This is a genomic window from Pseudomonas sp. SG20052 (assembly GCF_031766055.1).
GTDB lineage: Bacteria > Pseudomonadota > Gammaproteobacteria > Pseudomonadales > Pseudomonadaceae > Aquipseudomonas > Aquipseudomonas mandelii.
Genome location: NZ_CP134498.1, coordinates 807515 through 824761 on the forward strand (window position 1 = coordinate 807515; position 17247 = coordinate 824761).

The 17247-nt window shown below is 61.1% G+C and carries 17 protein-coding genes; 6 read left to right on the plus strand and 11 right to left on the minus strand.

Annotated elements, in window-relative coordinates:
• Positions 1-80 precede the first annotated feature (80 nt).
• Positions 81-1922: a pilus assembly protein TadG-related protein gene (locus RHP74_RS03575; RefSeq protein WP_311097870.1), complete on the plus strand. Its 1842-nt coding sequence runs from the start codon at positions 81-83 to the stop codon at positions 1920-1922.
• Here the strand turns inward: RHP74_RS03575 and RHP74_RS03580 are convergent.
• Both RHP74_RS03580 and RHP74_RS03585 read right to left on the minus strand, forming a co-directional pair.
• Entirely contained in the window at positions 1892-4651 is a 2760-nt protein-coding gene (locus RHP74_RS03580) for an ATP-binding protein (RefSeq protein WP_311097872.1), read from the minus strand. The genes RHP74_RS03575 and RHP74_RS03580 overlap by 31 nt on opposite strands.
• On the minus strand, positions 4648-5088 hold the full coding sequence (locus RHP74_RS03585) for a TadE/TadG family type IV pilus assembly protein (RefSeq protein ID WP_010463843.1): 441 nt from the start codon (positions 5086-5088) through the stop codon (positions 4648-4650). The genes RHP74_RS03580 and RHP74_RS03585 overlap by 4 nt, the downstream gene beginning before the upstream one ends.
• A gap of 75 nt (positions 5089-5163) precedes the next feature.
• Here RHP74_RS03585 and RHP74_RS03590 point away from each other — a divergent pair, with 75 nt between their 5' ends.
• The 3 genes from RHP74_RS03590 to RHP74_RS03600 all read left to right on the plus strand — a co-directional run bounded on the left by RHP74_RS03590 (position 5164) and on the right by RHP74_RS03600 (position 7697).
• A complete protein-coding gene (locus RHP74_RS03590; protein ID WP_010463841.1) occupies positions 5164-5634 on the plus strand; it encodes a prepilin peptidase in 471 nt (156 codons plus the stop codon).
• 124 nt (positions 5635-5758) lie between these two features.
• Entirely contained in the window at positions 5759-6541 is a 783-nt protein-coding gene (locus RHP74_RS03595; RefSeq protein ID WP_288110179.1) for a response regulator transcription factor, read from the plus strand.
• Between the two features lie 787 nt (positions 6542-7328).
• Complete coding sequence (locus tag RHP74_RS03600) at positions 7329-7697, plus strand: DUF6124 family protein (RefSeq protein ID WP_311097874.1); 369 nt, start codon at positions 7329-7331, stop codon at positions 7695-7697.
• Between the two features lie 92 nt (positions 7698-7789).
• Here the strand turns inward: RHP74_RS03600 and RHP74_RS03605 are convergent, their stop codons facing one another.
• Genes RHP74_RS03605 through cpaB form a run of 8 tightly spaced genes read right to left on the minus strand, consistent with a single transcriptional unit; the run spans position 7790 to position 15265 of the window.
• On the minus strand, positions 7790-8059 hold the full coding sequence (locus tag RHP74_RS03605) for a DUF3613 domain-containing protein (protein ID WP_010463836.1): 270 nt from the start codon (positions 8057-8059) through the stop codon (positions 7790-7792).
• 10 nt (positions 8060-8069) lie between these two features.
• Entirely contained in the window at positions 8070-8783 is a 714-nt protein-coding gene (locus RHP74_RS03610; RefSeq protein ID WP_083375129.1) for a tetratricopeptide repeat protein, read from the minus strand.
• 10 nt (positions 8784-8793) lie between these two features.
• Positions 8794-9684, minus strand: coding sequence for a type II secretion system F family protein (locus tag RHP74_RS03615; protein ID WP_077750205.1), 891 nt, complete (start codon positions 9682-9684; stop codon positions 8794-8796).
• Entirely contained in the window at positions 9681-10565 is an 885-nt protein-coding gene (locus RHP74_RS03620) for a type II secretion system F family protein (RefSeq protein WP_102595839.1), read from the minus strand. Before RHP74_RS03620 ends, RHP74_RS03615 begins: the two co-directional genes overlap by 4 nt.
• Before the next feature lie 10 nt (positions 10566-10575).
• Entirely contained in the window at positions 10576-11856 is a 1281-nt protein-coding gene (locus RHP74_RS03625; protein ID WP_311097880.1) for a CpaF family protein, read from the minus strand.
• Positions 11853-13043 carry a pilus assembly protein gene (locus RHP74_RS03630; RefSeq protein ID WP_311097882.1) on the minus strand — a complete coding sequence of 397 codons (1191 nt, stop codon included), beginning with the start codon at positions 13041-13043 and terminating at the stop codon, positions 11853-11855. The genes RHP74_RS03625 and RHP74_RS03630 overlap by 4 nt, the downstream gene beginning before the upstream one ends.
• On the minus strand, positions 13040-14302 hold the full coding sequence (locus RHP74_RS03635) for a type II and III secretion system protein family protein (protein ID WP_102595840.1): 1263 nt from the start codon (positions 14300-14302) through the stop codon (positions 13040-13042). Before RHP74_RS03635 ends, RHP74_RS03630 begins: the two co-directional genes overlap by 4 nt.
• 30 nt (positions 14303-14332) lie before the next feature.
• Positions 14333-15265 carry a Flp pilus assembly protein CpaB gene (gene cpaB / locus RHP74_RS03640; protein ID WP_311097883.1) on the minus strand — a complete coding sequence of 311 codons (933 nt, stop codon included), beginning with the start codon at positions 15263-15265 and terminating at the stop codon, positions 14333-14335.
• A gap of 326 nt (positions 15266-15591) precedes the next feature.
• Between cpaB and RHP74_RS03645 the strand changes: the two genes are divergently transcribed.
• Both RHP74_RS03645 and RHP74_RS03650 read left to right on the plus strand, forming a co-directional pair.
• Positions 15592-15804 (plus strand): Flp family type IVb pilin, encoded by a 213-nt coding sequence (locus RHP74_RS03645; protein WP_102595842.1) that lies wholly within the window; start codon positions 15592-15594, stop codon positions 15802-15804.
• A 68-nt stretch (positions 15805-15872) separates the two neighbouring features.
• A complete protein-coding gene (locus RHP74_RS03650) occupies positions 15873-16283 on the plus strand; it encodes a response regulator (RefSeq protein ID WP_010463827.1) in 411 nt (136 codons plus the stop codon).
• A 107-nt stretch (positions 16284-16390) separates the two neighbouring features.
• On the opposite strand, the gene RHP74_RS03655 is transcribed toward RHP74_RS03650, so the two are convergent.
• Positions 16391-17245 (minus strand): MaoC/PaaZ C-terminal domain-containing protein, encoded by an 855-nt coding sequence (locus tag RHP74_RS03655; protein ID WP_311100420.1) that lies wholly within the window; start codon positions 17243-17245, stop codon positions 16391-16393.
• Positions 17246-17247: the final 2 nt, after the last annotated feature.

Genomic DNA, 17247 nt, shown 5'->3' on the forward strand with positions numbered 1-17247 from the left:
CAGCAGTCTTGCCCAGCGTTGTCTACACTGTTTTTCCATGGAGGTAACCCCCCGACGGTTCACCGGCAAAGGAGTGCATGATGTCTCCACGCTTGCAATTTTGCGGCCCGTCCCGGCAACGGGGGGCGATAGGCTTGATGGCGGCGCTGACATTCGCATTGGCGCTGGTGTTCCTGCTGGTGGTGATCGACAGTGGCCGGCTCTACCTGGAAAAGCGCAACCTGCAGCGCGTCGCTGACATGGCCGCGCTCGAAGCCGCCACCCGTGGCGGTGACTGCGGCGTCGGTACAACCGCGCTCATCTACGCCACTGCCAGCGCCCAGCGCAATAATTTCACCGTGCCCGGTGCGGATCGCACACTGGCCGTTGACTGTGGTGCGCTGACCGTCGGCGCCAACAACCTTCGGGTTTTCGGCGTTGACCCGAGCAAAAGCGAAGCCATCCGCGTGATCGCCAGCCATGGGGTGCCGCAAAGTCTCGTCGGTGGAATCGGCGCAATGTTCGGGGGCGCACCCGCCAACTCGACCATCACGCTCAGCGCCACTGCGGTGGCCGGGCTGCCGGGGCCGCCGGTCGCCCAACTGACCATTCGCAGCACCCTGGTCGACGTCAATTTGTTGAACGGCTTCCTTTCCGCGCTCGCGGGAGCGTCCATCAACCTGCCTGTCGCGAGTTGGAACGGGCTGTTGGGCGCCGACATCAACTTGCTTAAATACATGGACCAGTTGGCCATTGACCTGCAGGTCACGGCAGGCGATTACACGGGGCTGCTCGGCGCTGATGTCACCGTGGGCCAGTTACTTCAGGCCGCTGCCACGGTGGCGCGACTCAATGGGGCGACGGCGGACGTGCAGGCCGGTTTCGACAGCTTGGCCATCGCGGTCGTCAGCCCGCTCAAAGTGCATTTGGGGGACCTGTTGAAACTGCAGACAGGCACCACGTCTGCCGGCCTGAACGCCAACGTGAACGCGCTTCAACTGGTGCAGGCCTTTATCGAACTCGGCAACAGCAAGAGCGCCGTGGCAGGCACCATTCCGGTGAATCTGCTGGGGCTTGGCGTCGGGGCCAGCGCAAAGATCAAAGTCATCGAACCCCCGCAGTGGTCGGCGGTGGGCAATCCCGCACTGGCAAAAATGGCGCCCTTGGGCGCCAATCGAATCTATGTGCGCACCGCTCAAGTCCGGGTGCTGGTGACATTGGATTTGTCATTGATCACCGGTCTGCTTGGCGCGGTGACGGGGACTTTGTCCGTGGTCACCGGGCTGCTCGGGCTCGACGTGTACGTGTTGCCCAGCCCCAACCTGGACGTCAGCCTGCAAGCCGGTGGCGGCAACAGTTACGTCACCGATTACACCTGCCCCAGCGAAAACAATAAAAGCCTGACCGTGAACAGCGCCACTACTGTGGCTGAATTGCGCGTCGGACGGGTCAATTCGGACTGGGCTTCATCGTCCGCGCCCCTGACGGTCACGCCGGTCACCCTGCTCGATATCCGCAAAGCGGGCGTACCCTTTTCCGGCGGTGGCGCTGAGCTGCAAATTTACAGTCCCGTGCTGCCGGCCAATGCCACCTCGACGTTCATCAACCCGCCGAAAGTCGGTTTGCCCCCGTCGGATCCGCCATACACCTTGACCGCTACCAACGCGGTTTCTGGATTGTCGCAAACCGTCAATGACGTGAACCTGATCGTCCACGCGCCGTCATTCACGCCCAACTTCCTGTTGGCCGCGACCTTCGAATTATTGAAAACACTGCTCGATGGCGTGATCTTGTTGCTGAAGACGACACTTGAATCAATCCTCGGTCCGCTGCTGGATAACCTGCTCGACACGCTTGTGAAAACCCTGGGAATCGAGGTCGGGAAAATCCAGGTCGGTGCCAACCTCAGTTGTTACTCCGGGCGGCCGGCGCTGGTGATCTGATCCACGGGGACCACCGGCAACTCAATGCAAAACAGCGCACCCTGCACCGAGTTACGCACACTCAGCCGCCCCTCCATGTTCTCGATGATGCCGTAACTCACCGACAACCCCAGCCCGGTGCCGATGCCCACCGGTTTAGTGGTGAAAAACGGCTCGAAAATCTTCTCCATCAACCGCGGATCTATCCCGCCACCGTTGTCCTCGACCCATATCCGCACGCATCGCTCATCCCGTTCGGCGTATAGCGCAATCCACGGATTGAACTCACGGTCGGCTTCGCGTTTGCTCAGCAGCGCATCCCGGGCGTTGACCATCAGGTTGATCAGCACTTGCTCCAACTGGTCGATAAAGCCGCGGACCTGCACGGCAAAACCAATCTCGCCGATGCGCAATTCAACCCCTTTGCCACGCATGCCTTCGGCGAGCAGCGACAGCGTGCCTTCGATCGCGTCGGCCGGGTTGAACGGTTGCTGCTCGATGTCCGAGCGACGGCCAAACACGCGCATATGATCAACCACCCGTGCGGCGCGCTGGACCTGTGAATCGATGCGGTTGAGCTTGTCTTTCAAGTAATCGATCTGCACGTCGCCATTGTTCAAGCGCTTGAGCACATTGACGATGGCCATGCGCATCACGTTCAGCGGCTGATTGATTTCGTGAGCGAGTCCCGTGGCCATTTCGCCGAGGGTGGCCATTTTCGCGCTCTGGGTGAGTTGCTGCTGCGAGCGGCGGACTTCGGTGTTGTCGCGGCCGACTGCCTGCACTTCCAGCAAGCGACCCTCGGCGTCGAACACGCCGCGGTCCGACCAGACCCACCAGGCGTGTTCCCGCCCCGGCAGTTGCAGATAGATTTCGGCGGTACTGACCGGGGCTTGCGGCGTCAGTTGGCTGAGTCGCAGCACGAATGCCTGGCGCTGATCGTCCGACATCCAGTGGCCCAGGTTCACGCCGGGCAGTTGATCGGGCTGACATTCCAGATACGTCGCCAGCGGCCGGTTGCCGAAGGTCAGGGTCAGGTCCGGGCGATAGCGGCAGATCATCGCCGGGGAGTCCTCCACCAGGATTCGATAGCGCTCTTCGCTCTGTTTCACCTGCTCGGTGGCGAGGGTCGCTTCGGTGACGTCCAGCCACAAGCCGACAGCTTCCACCGGCAGGCCGAGGTCGTCGCGCAACACCTTGGCTTCGTCAAGCAGCCAGTGGTACTCGCCGCGGCTGTCGCGCAACCGGTAACGGGCGCGCACCGTGCCTTCACGCAGCAGCCATCGGGTGCGCTCGAAATAGTGCTCGCGGTCTTCTGGATGCACCCTTTCTATCAAGGCTCCTGCGGTGCAATCGGCGAGTGTCAGGCCGAGCAACGGCAGCAGGCTGGCGCTGAAAAACGTCGGCAAGAGCGCGCCTTCAACATAGCGCTGCACGTAAATCACGGCCGGCGAGCTGGCGATCAGGTTGTCCAGTCGGGCATGGGCGGTGGCGGCGTTCTGTTCCTGGTTTTTGATGTCGCTGATGTCGAGCATGAAGCCCACCAGTCGGCGGTTTTTACCCATGCCAATGGCCTGACCTTGCAGCCGATACCAGACGGGCGCTTGCTCACAGTGCCAGCGCACGCAGAGCAGCAACGGGGTGCCGGCGTCCTCCAGGGCGTGCAGGCGGCTGCGCAGTTCTTCGCGGTCGGCAGGGTGCACGTGATCGAGCCATTCGCCGAGCGTCAGGCGGGGGCTCGCCAGGTTCAGCGAGCTGGCCAGCGAAGGGGCCAGTTGCATTTCGGCGCTGTCGCTGAACACTTCCCACCAACCGGTGCCGAGTAGCGCTTGCAGCGATGCCAGGCGCTCCAGCTGCAAATGATGCCGATGCTCGCGCAAGCGTTCCAGCAGGGGGCTGGCGAGGGCGGCGGTGAGCTGCAACCAGTCGCCATCGTTCAATTCGGGCGCCCGCTGCTGCGCCGTGTAAAAACCGCAGAGTAACCAGGTGGCCACGCCGTGAGCATCGTAATAGGGCACCGCAAGTCCTTCGGCATGCCCGAAGATTTCTTGCAAACGCGGGTGCTCGCCACGCGCCAGGTGTTGCGGAAAAGAACCGTTCAGGCTGTCGAGCCCGGAACCCAGGCGCTGTCCGTTCTGCCACAGCATCGGTGCATCGAAGGCCGCGTAATACTGATGGATTTGCCAGCCCTGTTCCTGCTCATCAAGCAGCGCCACCGCAATGCACGGAATGTGAAAGCGCTGAGCCAATACCTGAAGCTGCTCCTGCAACACATCGGGCAGACGGGTGAGGCTGCACAGGCGCAACTGTTCGCTGATCCTGGCCGCGAGAAGCTGGTTCTGTTCGCGGCGGCACGATTGTCGACGTTCAACCAACACATCGCTGATGTCCAGCAACTGCAACAGCCAGTTGTCCGCCAGCGGAAGTACCCAGCCGCGCAGGTGCAGTGGGTGCCCGCTGACGCTGTGAAAGTCCAGGTCGAGGATTTGGCCTTGCCAGTCGGCGGGGATACCTTCGATGACCAGGCTGCTGTGGGGCATCAGGTAATCGAGCAGCGGTGGTGCCTGTGTGGCGAGCCGTTGCGGGGCGAGCGTATGGCGCAATGGGCCGGTCAGGTGCAGCACCCGGCCTTCGCCATCCAGGTGCACCTGCAAGCCGACACTCGGCACGCTCAGGGTGTCCGGCGCAACCTGAGGTGGTGGCGATTGGCGGTTGAGCAGGCGCCCGAAGAGTTTTTCCCCGGAATTCAAAATTGCAGGCTCGAACTGGCCGAGAGGGTCGTCGGCAGGTTAGGCACCGCGCCGATGCCCGGCAGCACCAGAAACGGCAGCACCTGGTTGAGTTTGGTGGTGGGGTAATCGATGTTGACCTTGAGCATGCCGCCGACGAAGGTGATGGTCGAATCGGTGGCGACATTGAAGTTCAGTGCGGCGGGAATCCACGCCAGTTGCCGGGTCAGTTCAGCTGAGGCTGTGGCTTGGACGTTGGCGGCGTAACCGGGCGTGCCCGGGTCCACCGCCACGCTGCGCCGCACCGCTTCGGCGGTCGACTGGTTGAACGACTGCATCAGCAACAGCGGCAGGCTGTAACTGACAATGGCGTAAAACACAGCGAAAAAAATCACGAACACCAAGGCGAACTCAATCGCTACGGCGCCTTTTTGCTGGCGGGGGAGGCTCGAATTCATGACTGCGTCTAACCTGACTGTCACTGCGTAATATCAGCATAGAATCATTCAGCCAAAAGGGACTTTTTTTACGCAATGCAAACTTTTGTCCTACTGATCTGGCTGACGCTTTGCGCAGCGCAGGATGCCCGTGAAAAGCACATTGCCAACTCGTTGACCCTTGGCGCGGGGGTGTTGGCGTTGGCGTTTCTGCTATGGACCGACACCACTTGGCTGGGGGCAGAAGGGGCGCAGGGCGGCTGGGCTGCTTTTCTGGCACTGGCCTTCACGTTGCCCGGTTACGCGCTGAGGCGATTGGGCGCCGGGGATGTGAAATTAATGACAGCCTTGGGTTTGGCGACGGACGGAATGCATCTGCTGGGCAGCTTTGTCGGGGCCGCGCTGGCCAGCGTGTGCTGGCTGCTGCTCGCGCCAAAAGTATGGCCTCATATGAGTCAACGGGTTAGGGCGCGTCTTCGATATTTAGGCCCTGGGCTGTCAAAAAAGCAGCCATTTGCGCCGTTCGTGCTGATGGGTTTTTCATTGGCCCTGCTTTGGATTCGCTAGTCATGTTGTTCCATCCCCCCTATGTACATAGTCGGAAAGTGCGTCTACTTTTCAGATTGATAGTCGTACGGCCAGTGGCTTTCGTACAGGAACGGTCAGCTGTAGACCGAGCATGGAGTGGCGCGTGAACAAATTCACCTCGGCAGTAAAAGTCCTCGTGGTTGATGATCAGGCGTTGATTGTTGAAGAACTTTGCGAGTTTCTGGAGGCGAGCGGCTATCGCTGCGTTCCCTGTGAATCGAGCAAGCAAGCCATTTCCCTTTACGGCGAAGACCTGCAAATCGGCCTGGTGCTGTGTGATTTGCATATGCCTGACATGGACGGGATTGAGCTGGTGAAGGAGTTGCAGCGGATGTCCGGCAAGCACCGGGCCTTCGAGGCGATCATGCTGACTGGGCGTGCGGACAAGCAGGATGTGATCAAGGCCTTGCGGGCAGGGATTGCCGATTATTACCAGAAGCCGATTGATCTCGATGAGTTGCTCGAAGGGGTTCAGCGACAAGAGGTGGCGTTGCAAGATCGGCAGAAGAATCTGCAGCTGGGGCATTTGAATCAGAAGCTGCAGTACCTGACTGAGTCGATCGATGATTTGTATCAGGATCTGGATAAGGTGCGGCGTGGTCCGCAGGGGGCGGATTCTTCCGGGGCTGATGTCAGTGATGTGGATCGGGTGGAGATCCCGGCGATTTTCAATCAGTTGTCGCCCCGGCAGCTGGATGTGGCGCGGTTGGTGGGGAAGGGGCAGACCAATTATCAGATTGCCTGTGAGTTGGGGATTACCGAGAACACGGTGAAGTTGTATGTGTCGCAGGTGTTGCGGTTGACGCATATGCATAATCGGACGCAATTGGCATTGGCGTTGTCGCCCGGTAACTCCGGGATGCGCCAGCGGGTTACGGCTCACTGAGTTTGGTGGGTCGCTTTTGGCGGCCTTTGGGTCGACCATGTTCTTGGTGGTTGTGTGCATATCCATTTTTGCGGTAACGGCGGCTGGCGGTTTCGCCCTTACGGCGAGTCCCTTTTGTCAAACGCCACAAAAGGAACCAAAAAGTCTCGCCCCAAGCGTCCGGCCCCTCGCTAAGGCTCGGCGTACCTTCGCTCCGGTATCCATCCGGGGACACTGCCCTCCGGTCTGCTTCGCGACGACCTACATGCAGCGTGTTCGACTGCGTCGAACGGCGCTGCGCGCCACTCCCCGGATGAACACCTCCACTCAGCCTCCCGAAAGGGGCGGGTGGATCAAGATCAAAAGCAGGCGAGCTAACGCTCGGCCTGATGAGTGGTGAGAATCAAAAGCTGTACGCTGAATTCTTGTAGGAGCGAGGCTTGCCCGCGAAGGCGGCCTGACAGCCGGCCAATCTCTTGCAGGTACACACATTCCACTGTAGGAGTGAGCCTGCTCGCGATGTCGGCCTGACAGCCGACCATTTTTTTGCAGATGTACACCAAACCCTGTGGGAGCTGGCCTGCCAGCGATGGCGGAGTGTCAGACGACGTGAATGCCAGATGCCGGACCGCAATCGCGAGCAGGCTCGCTCCCACAGGGGGAATGTGTGTGGATTTGAGGGCTGTGTTTAATAGTGTTTAGCGTTACTTCCTGAGAGCTACAGTTTCTTGCTCCTTTGCCTACGACTACGCCAGAATCCGCCGGCTTGTGCGCTTTGTGACGGCTCCATTAATCAGGGAGTTTCACCATGTTCAAAGCCACACCCAATCCCCCGGAAGCCAACGACGTTTCCCCCTACGATCCGCTCAATCCCAAAAAGCTCAACGAAGCCGCCGACCGCGCGCTGGATCACTACCTCAATCCGTCTGCCCTCAAGGCCCCCGTCATCCGCAAGGTCAGCACTATGTTCATCGTCGCCCCCGATATCGATAACGAAAGCCTGTTGGCCCACGCTTGCGAGTCCTTGGCGTCGGCGAGTGTGCTGGCCAGTGAGTTTGCGGGGCATCTGGAGGGGCCGCAGCGGCATACGGCGTTGGCGATCCAGCAGGTCCTCATGCTGGCTGAGTTGGCGGTGAATCGAGCGCTGGATAATGTGGATGTGCCGCAAGCGGTGTAGTACCGGTTAGACCGCGTCATCGTTCTTCGCGGGCGCGTCGGATCGCTGCACCGCTCGCGAAGGCGATGAATCCGATGCAAGAAAGCCTGACGCTACCCCCCCGCCCCACCGTTCACTGTCCCCCCTTCCTCCTGATCGAAAAACATCGGAATCTCATGCTGATAGCTCTTCAGCCAGCGCTGCATGCTCAGCTCTCGTTCGGTCGCGGTTGAGGTCTGTGGGGTGTGTGAGGCGGCCTGGTGGCTGATCTGCAATTTCAACCAGCCTTCGGTTTCCTGTTGTTGTGGTGAGGCGGGGCCGTCGAGGGCGTTGGCGGTGAGTGGCAGGGCCAGCAGGGCGAGGTAAAGGAGGATCGGTTTCATCTGTCTGCTCCTATTGAAGGCCCGGCGTCGCGACGGCGGCGACCTGGTTTGCGGGTGTCGGAATCACCTTGGTCGGGGCCTTGAGTTTTTGTGCGCGTTCCTGGGCTTCGGTGACCTGGGCGGGGCTCAGGCCGACGCGGCTGACGAGTTCGGCGGCGCGGCTCCAGTCGTCCTGGTAGATCAGCAGCGTCACCATGTTCAACGCCGCCAGTCGATCGCTTTGCTTGAGCTCCATGGCCGTCAGGAATTCGAAGCGTGCATCGTCGACGCGCCGTTGGTTGAGGTAGACCACGCCGAGGTCGTTGCGGATTTTTTCATCGGTTGGCGCCAGTCGGGCGGCGCGTTGCAGGTGGGCCTGGGCCTGGCCGTTGTCGCCCCTGGCTGCCGCGAGCTGGCCGAGGCCGTGTTCGGCAGCGGCGGCGAGGCAGGTGCCGAGCAGGCTGCGGTAAAGTGGCTCGGCTTCGCTGCGACCCAGCAGCCGGTTTACCTTGGCCCGGCGCAAGCGCACGTCGGCAACGTTGTCGGGCAGGCTTTGCAGGTTGGCGAGGCTCGCGTGCAGTTTGCCGTCGTTGGCCATGTCATCGGCCAGGTTCAATTTCAGCTGTTCATCGGAGCCCAACTTGCTGCAACTGGCGCTTTGGGTCAGGGCGTTCCATGGCGCCTGGCCGTCGGTGGCGCAACCGCTCAACAGGAGCAAACTCAAACCGGCAATCATTGCTTTCATCGCGATCCCTCTATGAACCAATGGCCCGGGCCAGGGCGGTGAAGCCCGGGCCGGCCAGGACGATCAATAACGCCGGGAAGAGAAACAGCATCATCACGACGGACATTTTGGCGGACATCTTGGAGATGTATTCCTGCAAGCGCGTGAGGCGCCGGTCATCGAACAGTTGCTTGAGCGCCAGCAGCGATTTCATCGCACCACCACCCTGGTGGATCAGCTGTTGAAGGATCACGCAGGTGTCCGTGAATTCGTCGACCGCCAACAAGCGGCTGGCCTTGCTCAGCTCTTCGCCCAACTCCAGGCCGGAATCGACACGGGCCAGAACCAGGCGCAGTTCGTGGGTCAATGCGGGCATCAGTTGCTTGCCTTCCTGGCTCAGCACGCGCAGCGATTGCTCGACGGCCATGCCCGATTCAAACAGGATGCGCAGCAGCGGAATGAAGGTCGATATCTCCAGGGCCAACTGTTTTTGCCGGCGTTGAGACGCGGCGGCGAGCAGGCGTTTGGGCAGCAGGTAACCGATGGCCGTGGCGAAGAGCGGGGCGATCCAGTGGTTTTGCACGCTGGGGTAGAACACGCTTTGAATCAGCAATGCCAAGGCCAGCGCCAGCACCGGCACTCCCACCTGGAACGCCGCGAACTGTGAGCGGCGGCGGGCGCTGCGCCAACCCAAGCGGTTGAGCAGGGTTTGGGTTTCGTTGTCCAGATTGACCGAACGCTGACCGATGCGGCTGTTGCCCAGCGCTTGTAGCCAATGACCCACGCGGTCGTGGTCAACGGCTTTGCCGTCCAGCCGTTGAGCCACCTGACGCGCACGCCGGCGCTGGTCCAGCAGGCTGCCGAGCAGCAACAACGCAGCCGCCATAAACAGCAGGGCACTGATCAGCAGCGGTATTTTCATACGCTGCGCAACATGCGCCAAAGCGCCAGGCTGCCCACCGCCTGCAAGCCAAACGCGCTCGCGAGCATCATTTGCCCTGAGCTGTCGTGCCACATTGCAAGCAGGTAAGCGGGGTTGGCGGCCAGGAAATAGGTGGCCAGGCCCAGCGGCAAACTGCCTAGCACCCAGGCCGTCACGCGGGTTTCACCGGTCATGGCGCTGAGCTGGCGGGCGGCCTGTTCGCGTTCACGGATCATCTTGATCAGGTTCTCCAACAATTCGCTGGCATTGCCGCCGTAGCGGTGATTGACCTTCAGGCCGAGGGCAAACAGGCGCAGTTCATCCTTCTCATACAGCTCGGCGAAGTCCGACGCGGCATCCGGCAGGCTGACGCCCAACTGCACGTTGCGTTGTACCCGGCCCATGGCCTCTTTGAGCGGATTGTCGGCGGCATGGATAGCGCCCAGCACCGCGTCGGCCAGAGTGCGACCGGACTTCAGGCTGCGCACGGTGTGATCGAGCAACGTCGGCAGTTGTTCGATCATGCGCTTGAGCCGGCGCTGATAGCGCCAGCTTATGAACAGCCGGAACGCGAGTGGCGGTACCAGCAAACACACCACGAGCCCGATCCAGCCACCGGCGGCGAAGCCGATCAACGTACCGAAAGCCCACAACAGCATCCAGCGTCCCAGCTGTTCGTTCGGGCGCCCAAGGCCCGCGCGCAGGAACGCCCGTTCCAGGCCTGCCCAAGAGGTTTTTTCCACCACCAACTGCGGTTGCCCCTGGGCCAGGCGATTGAGCACGCGCTCGGTGCCAGTCTGGCGCAAGCCTTTGAGCAGCAGGTGAATCGACACGCCGAGCATGATCAGGCAAACGAGAATGAGCAACGCCGGTTTGAGCATGCCGTGAGCCTCAGTACGGTGATGGCGGGAGCGCCGACTCGCGGCGCAGTTTATCGCCGGCCGGGTTGACGGCCTCGCGCAGAAACCCGAATCCGCTGCGCCGGTCGAGCCGGAACAGCGTATTGGTGACGTAGACATCGTCACGGACGCCCACCACCTCCACCACTTCGCTGACGCAGCGTCGACCATCGGGCATGCGCGCCAACTGGATGATCACGTCCAGTGCCGCGCAGATCATTTGCCGTAAGGTCTTTTCGGCAATGACGCGACCGGTCAGACCGACCAGGGTTTCCAGCCGCAGCAGCGCATCCTGGGCGTTGTTGGCGTGCACGGTGCTCATCGAACCGTCGTGGCCGGTGTTCATGGCGGTGAGCACGTCGAGCACTTCGACACCGCGAATTTCGCCGAGGATGATCCGGTCCGGGCGCATCCGCAGGGCGTTGCGGATCAAGTCGCTGGACTTCACTTCACCGTGGCCCTCGGCATTGGGAGGACGGGTTTCCAGGCGCACGACATGCGGGTGGCCGAGTTGCAATTCGGCGACGTCTTCGATGGTGACCAGCCGCTCGTGTGGGTTGATCAACTGGCTGAGAATATTCAACAGCGTGGTTTTACCGGTGCCGGTGCCGCCGCTGATCAAGACGTTGCAGCGCTTGCCCACGGCTTCCTGGAGGAAATCGAAGATCGGCTGATCGATGGTTTGCATCGCCATCAGATCGTTGCTCTTGAGCATGTCCTTGCGAAATTTACGAATTGACAGGCAGGGGCCGTCGAGGGCGATCGGTGGAATGATCGCGTTGACCCGGCTGCCATCCGGCAGGCGAGCATCGACCATCGGCGAAGACTCATCGAGCCGCCGACCCAGTGGTGCGAGAATCCGTTGCATGACGCGTTCGACGTGGTGCGCATCAATGAAGCGCAAGTCACTTTGATGCAGCACACCGTCGCGCTCGATGAATACCCGGTGCGGGCCGTTGACCAGGATCTCGGTCACCGCCGGATCGCGCAGCAGCACTTCAAGCGGACCGAAACCGGTGAGTTCGTCGACCAGTTCTTCGGCCAGTCGCTCCATTTCATAGCGGGAAATCGCCAGGTGCAGTCGCGCGATGTACTCAGCCACTTTGTCGGTGACGAATTGCGACAGTACCTGGCGCGAACCCTCCAGCAGGTTTTTTCCGGACTCTTCGATGGCGTCGATGATGAAACGGTGCAACACCAGTTTCAGGCCTTCATGGTCGGCGTTGGCGCTCGAAGCGCGTTGCGGCGCACCGAACAGTTTTTCACCGCTCATTGCGCACCTCGCAGCCGGTTGAGCCAACCGGTCCTGGGTTTGGCCAAGACTTCGGAGCGCTTGGCCAGACATTCACCGAGGGCCCGCAGGCCTTGGCTCAGGCCTTCGCGAGGGGCCAGTTCGAACAGGCTGACGCCCTGGTTCTTGGCGTTGAGCCGCACTTCCGGGCTGTAGGCGAGGGTGGCGATGATCTCCATGCCGAAACTTTTACCCAGGGTTTCCGAGTCCGGCGCGACGTGGCGCAAGTAGCGGTCGATGAGCAATCTGGCGTGGTCAAGCTTCATGCCTTTCTCCCGCCACAGATTCAGCAGCGCGAGGTTGCGGCGACAGTCGAGCACGTTCTGATCGGTGTACCAGAGCAGCTTGTCGCAATGGCTGATAAATGTGCGCAGTGCCTCGCTGTCCGGCTGACCGGTGAGGTTCACCACAATGTGCTGGAAGTGTTGGCGCAGGGCGCTGAGCAGCATGTACAGCTCGGCGGCGCTGGTGTGTTCCAGCGGTTCGTCGTGACTGGCGTACGCCAGAATCCGCAGTCCGTCACCGTCGCTGGTGAACGCACTGTCGATCAGCGTTGCGTCCAGCCGCCGCAAATGGCGCAGGGCATCGCCGAAGTGAAACGAGCTCTCCAGGCCGAGCAGGGCCAGGCTGTCGCCGCGTGGCAGGCCGAGGTCGAGCAGCAAGGTTTGCTGTCCGCTCTTTTGCACCACCTGCGCCATATGGTTGGCGAGCAGCGCGCCGTCGGCACTGCTTTGCACGCCATATAGCACGGTCAGGCCACCCAGGTGGGTATTTGGAGCCACCGGTGGCAGGCGTTTACTGAGACGCCGCACCAGCCCCGCGACTTCGCTGGAGCGCGAGCCATACGCGACGAAATCCCGGGCGCCGGCCCGCATCGCGTTGAGCACGAGCTGGTTGTCCATGCCGTCGCCCAGCGCGACGATGGCCAGCATCGGTTTGGCTTCAAGTGCACCCTCGATCAAGGTGCTCTGCGCCACCACGTGTTCGCGATCCAGCCCCACGAACACCAGGCTGGCGAAGGTCACGTCGACCAGCGTCAGCAGTTCGTCGAGGCTGCCGCCACCGGCACTGACGACCTGGCCCAACGGGGCGAGGGCGCCTTGCAGCCATTCAAGGTCGGTGGGGTTGCGGGTGATTGCCAGGAAGGTCTGGCTCAGGTTCTGGCTCATTGCGATAACCCGCTGCGTTTATCGAAGTTGCCGTTTTCGAGGAAGTACATGCGATAGAAACCGGGGTCGTAGTTGCGCAGTTGTTCACCGGGCAGTGACGGTAATTTCGCGTTGGCCGCCAACGGCTGCACCAAGTGCGGCGTGACGATCATCAGCAGTTCGCGCTCCTCGCGCTTGATCGATGAACTGCGGAAAAACGCACCGAGTATCGGGATGTCGCCAAGACCGGGAAATTTGTCGACCTGCGAGGCGTTTTGCGTGCTGATCAAACCGCTGATGACGAAACTTTCGCCATCGGCCAGGGAGATGCTGGTGTCAGTGCGGCGGATGGTGAGCGCCGGGACTGTGGTGCCGCCGATGGTGACGCCGTTGTTGTAATCCAGCTCACTGACTTCCGGCGCCACTTTCAGGGCGATGCGTTGGTTGCTGACGACGGTCGGCGTGAGTGTCAGGCGAATGCCGAATTCCTTGTATTCGATCGAGTAGCTGTTGCTGTTGGCGCTGGGCACCGGAATCGGGATTTCACCGCCGGCCAGAAAGCTCGCGCTCTGTCCGCTGATCGCCACCAGGCTCGGCCGCGCCAGGGTGTAGGCGAAGCCGCTGCCTTCCATGGCGTTGATGATGGCGAGGAAATTACCGCCGCCGGCGACGATGTTGTACATGTCGTTGGCCAGCGGAATGCTCGGCACGGCAATGCGTGGATCGATGTTGCGCAGCGGCAGCACACGCGGTGTGACTGCCGTATTGGGCACGGTGCCGGGTGAGCCGAACAGGAAGTTCGAGTTTTTACCGTAGATCGAGGTGCTGGCTTCTTTCAGTTTGGTCCGGCTGACCTCGACGAAGCGAATATCGGTCTGCACTTGCGACGCCAGCATCGGGTCTTCGGAGGGCATCGACGCCGCGCCGGTCATCGCTGCTGTGGCCCGGCCCTGAACGAACACCATGCTTTGGCGCGGTGTGCTGGCGCAGGCGGTCCAGACCATCAGGCTGGTGGCGCCCGGCGCCATGCCGGTGAGCAGAAACGCCTGATTGCCGTTGACGCGCACGTCGGCGATTTTCGGATCGCCCACGGCCAGTCGCGTGATCGCTACCGGCGATTGCAGTTCCTGCTGCAACCCTTCACCGACTTCCAGCACCGCCGGCAGGGGCCCTAATGCAGAGCAATTGCCCGCGGCGGCGAATGTCATGTCGAGCGGTTGAGCGCCCAGCAAGGAGACACAGAGCAGGCCTTGGAACATGGACATGGAACGTCTGCGCATTTAAAGGCGTCCTTGCTCGACTCAGGGGGTTTATTGGGAGATTTGGTTGCCGCGAATGACTTCCACGCCTGATTTGCGCGGTGCCGTGCTGCCGAGGGTGAGTGCTTTGGGTGTGCCGACGAGGGCCAGTTGGCTGAACTGCACCAGGTCGCGATCAGCCCGGGCAAGGTGGGCGTTTGAATCGTTTTCGCCGGCCCAATATTGCGCCAGGCGTTTCTCTTCGGCACTGCGCACGGCCAGGCGCAGCAGCCCGGCCTGGGTCGCCAGCATCAGCCGGCTCAGCAGCGACTCGGGCACGGCGAGCACCACCGAACGGGCGTTGGTGCGCTGTGGCTCCTGCTTGAGTTGTTCTTCGTTGCTGCGCACCGGTTTGGCCGGGCGCCCATCGTTGGTCAGTCCCAGCTGTTCGCCGACGCCGAGCACCCGCAACGCGGGTATGACGACCTGAGCCGACGGCTGAACGTTGTTGGCGTCTGCACGCAGAAACAGCATCACGTCGACATAATCGCCAGGGCTCAGTTGCCCGCCGGCATTGATCACTTCATCCACCGCGACGGCGAGCGCACGTTCATCGGGCCGGATCATTCGCGACAATGCACTGCCGGCTTCGAAGCTTTCAGCGTTGAGCCAGGTGCCTGCGGTCAGTGCGCGCCACGGCGTGCGACCAATGGCCTGATCGAGTCTGGTCAGACTGCCGGCCGGGGCGGTGCGCAGTTTTTCCAGGGTCACGTCGGCGGCGGTGATTTGAACGAAGGGCGCCACATCGCGCAGCAGCACGACAACGGGTTGACGGGTGGGATCGTCTACCGGCGCAGGTGCCGGAACAGGTGCGGTGGCGACAGCGTTCGGCGGGGTGACGGGGTCGGGGGCCGGTTGTCGACTCAGTGTCAGCCCCCAATAACCGGCAATGATGGCACCCACCAGAAAAAAACCGGCCAGACCCATGGTGACTCGGCTGTTCATCACGGCTCTCCCTTTCCTGCTGCTTGATGACTCGTAAGGTCCAACGAGATAACTTCGCAATCAGGCAGCTTTGACCTTCTAACTATTTCGCTATTTGACGTTAGCGCAGGTAGATCAAAATGCCATTACTCCTTGGAAAATATCTAACGAAAGTAAGAGGCTATCGTGCCAAACCTGGTTTTTTGGCGTCGATTGGCCGGTTAATACTTAAGTATTAATACGTTCTTACAGTTGTTGGTAAGGGAAATGCCGACAATGCTGATGCTGGCACAGGGGAATCATGTTGCGGCCATGCAACACCCGGCACCCTCCAAGGAGAAAACGTCATGTCCCTCACTCAGTTTGTTCAGCGGCTGAAGTCTGAAGTCGTCTTCTACATCAACCTGGCGAAAGACACCGAAGGGGCTTCGGGTATTGAGTACGCCATTATCGCGGGGATGGCGGCGGTCGCGCTGGCAGCCTTCATGACGCCGATCTCGGGTTCGATTACTTCGATCTTCAACAGTATCAAGGCGGTACTGCCGGCGGCGGCTTCTTGATCGTTGCCGTTTGCCAACGGGCCTGAGTGGTTCTAACGTCAGCGCTTAGTCCAACGCAGGAAAACCCTATGAACGCTCTCGCATTCCCACGCCAACAACTCCTTCTGGTCGATGACGAGGAGGATGCGTTGCTGGAACTGGCGGAGCTGCTTGAGGGCGAGGGCTTCAATTGCTTTACCGCAACCTCGGTCAAACTCGCCCTGAATCATTTGACCCGCCATCCTGATATCGCCCTGGTGATCACCGATCTGCGCATGCCGGAGGAAAGCGGCATGTCGCTGATCAAACGCCTGCGCGAGCACACCTCCCGCCAGCATTTACCCGTGATCGTGACGTCCGGCCATGCAGACATGGAGGATGTCAGCGACATGCTGCGCTTGCAGGTGCTCGACCTGTTCCGCAAGCCGATCTATCACGTGCGGTTGCTGGAGACGCTCAATAACCTGTTTCCGCAGCCAAGCGCGCACTTCAATCACTGAGCCAGCCCTTTTCGCGAGCAGGCTCACTGCCTCGGACGACTCGCAAACGCGGTCCCCTGCAGGCGCGAACCTGCTCGCGACGGCGATTTCACAGATGATCAACCGGTTCAGGCAATCGGCCGCCAATGTCCCACCATATGTTCAAGATCCCCCGCCCCCAGCAGCTGAAAGTCCCCACTGGACCCCGCCGCGCTGGCCAGCAACGTCACCTCACTCGGCAACCGCACCGGTTTCCTGAACTGCACCGCCATCTCGACATTCGCCGTGGGCAGATGCTCACTCAACGCTGCCAATGTCCGGGCCTTGTTCCACAACCCATGAGCAATGGCCGTCGGAAAACCAAACAGCTTGGCGCTCGCGGCACTCAGGTGAATCGGGTTGTAGTCCCCGGATACTTTTGCGTACTGCCGGCCGATGTCCGCCGGCGCATTCCAGCGAGCCACTTGCGTCATCTCCAGGGTTGATGCCAACACGTCCTCGACCGGTTCGCCTTCGAGCTTGACCCCGCGGCACAGCATCTGGCTTTCAGCTTCCCACAACGGCCCCAACTGATCGTCAAGCGACGTCACCAGATCGAACGTCGCACCCTTGGCATGGGGTTGCAGGTTCTGCACCTGCACGCTGACCCGAACGCGGTTGACCCCACCCATGGGGCGCAATACACGAATGCGATTGCTCAGGTGAATCAGCCCCAGCAGCGGGAACGGAAAGTCCTTGGCCGTGAGCAATTGCATCTGCAAGGCAAACGCCAGGATGTGTGGATAGGTCGGCGGCAGCAAACCGTTATCGGCAAAACCACAGACCTTGCGATACGCCGCCAGGCGTTTCGGATCGACCTCGAGCCAGCAGCGCAATCCCGTGTCGGGCAGCGTGGTGCCGGTGATTTTGCGCCGTGTTGCCGCCTTCACGTACAGCCCCGTCAGGCTCGGTTGGCGGTTGAGGGTGTGCCAATCGGTGATCATGT

What these genes read in the sequence shown, in the direction of transcription:
- RHP74_RS03575 (WP_311097870.1), top strand. Translation starts at nt 81, where the DNA reads ATGTCTCCACGCTTGCAATTTTGCGGCCCGTCCCGGCAACGGGGGGCG.
- RHP74_RS03585 (WP_010463843.1), bottom strand. Translation starts at nt 5,088, where the DNA reads ATGAATTCGAGCCTCCCCCGCCAGCAAAAAGGCGCCGTAGCGATTGAG.
- RHP74_RS03590 (WP_010463841.1), top strand. Translation starts at nt 5,164, where the DNA reads ATGCAAACTTTTGTCCTACTGATCTGGCTGACGCTTTGCGCAGCGCAG.
- RHP74_RS03600 (WP_311097874.1), top strand. Translation starts at nt 7,329, where the DNA reads ATGTTCAAAGCCACACCCAATCCCCCGGAAGCCAACGACGTTTCCCCC.
- RHP74_RS03605 (WP_010463836.1), bottom strand. Translation starts at nt 8,059, where the DNA reads ATGAAACCGATCCTCCTTTACCTCGCCCTGCTGGCCCTGCCACTCACC.
- RHP74_RS03610 (WP_083375129.1), bottom strand. Translation starts at nt 8,783, where the DNA reads ATGAAAGCAATGATTGCCGGTTTGAGTTTGCTCCTGTTGAGCGGTTGC.
- RHP74_RS03615 (WP_077750205.1), bottom strand. Translation starts at nt 9,684, where the DNA reads ATGAAAATACCGCTGCTGATCAGTGCCCTGCTGTTTATGGCGGCTGCG.
- RHP74_RS03620 (WP_102595839.1), bottom strand. Translation starts at nt 10,565, where the DNA reads ATGCTCAAACCGGCGTTGCTCATTCTCGTTTGCCTGATCATGCTCGGC.
- RHP74_RS03625 (WP_311097880.1), bottom strand. Translation starts at nt 11,856, where the DNA reads ATGAGCGGTGAAAAACTGTTCGGTGCGCCGCAACGCGCTTCGAGCGCC.
- RHP74_RS03630 (WP_311097882.1), bottom strand. Translation starts at nt 13,043, where the DNA reads ATGAGCCAGAACCTGAGCCAGACCTTCCTGGCAATCACCCGCAACCCC.
- RHP74_RS03635 (WP_102595840.1), bottom strand. Translation starts at nt 14,302, where the DNA reads ATGCGCAGACGTTCCATGTCCATGTTCCAAGGCCTGCTCTGTGTCTCC.
- cpaB (WP_311097883.1), bottom strand. Translation starts at nt 15,265, where the DNA reads ATGAACAGCCGAGTCACCATGGGTCTGGCCGGTTTTTTTCTGGTGGGT.
- RHP74_RS03645 (WP_102595842.1), top strand. Translation starts at nt 15,592, where the DNA reads ATGTCCCTCACTCAGTTTGTTCAGCGGCTGAAGTCTGAAGTCGTCTTC.
- RHP74_RS03650 (WP_010463827.1), top strand. Translation starts at nt 15,873, where the DNA reads ATGAACGCTCTCGCATTCCCACGCCAACAACTCCTTCTGGTCGATGAC.
- RHP74_RS03655 (WP_311100420.1), bottom strand. Translation starts at nt 17,245, where the DNA reads ATGATCACCGATTGGCACACCCTCAACCGCCAACCGAGCCTGACGGGG.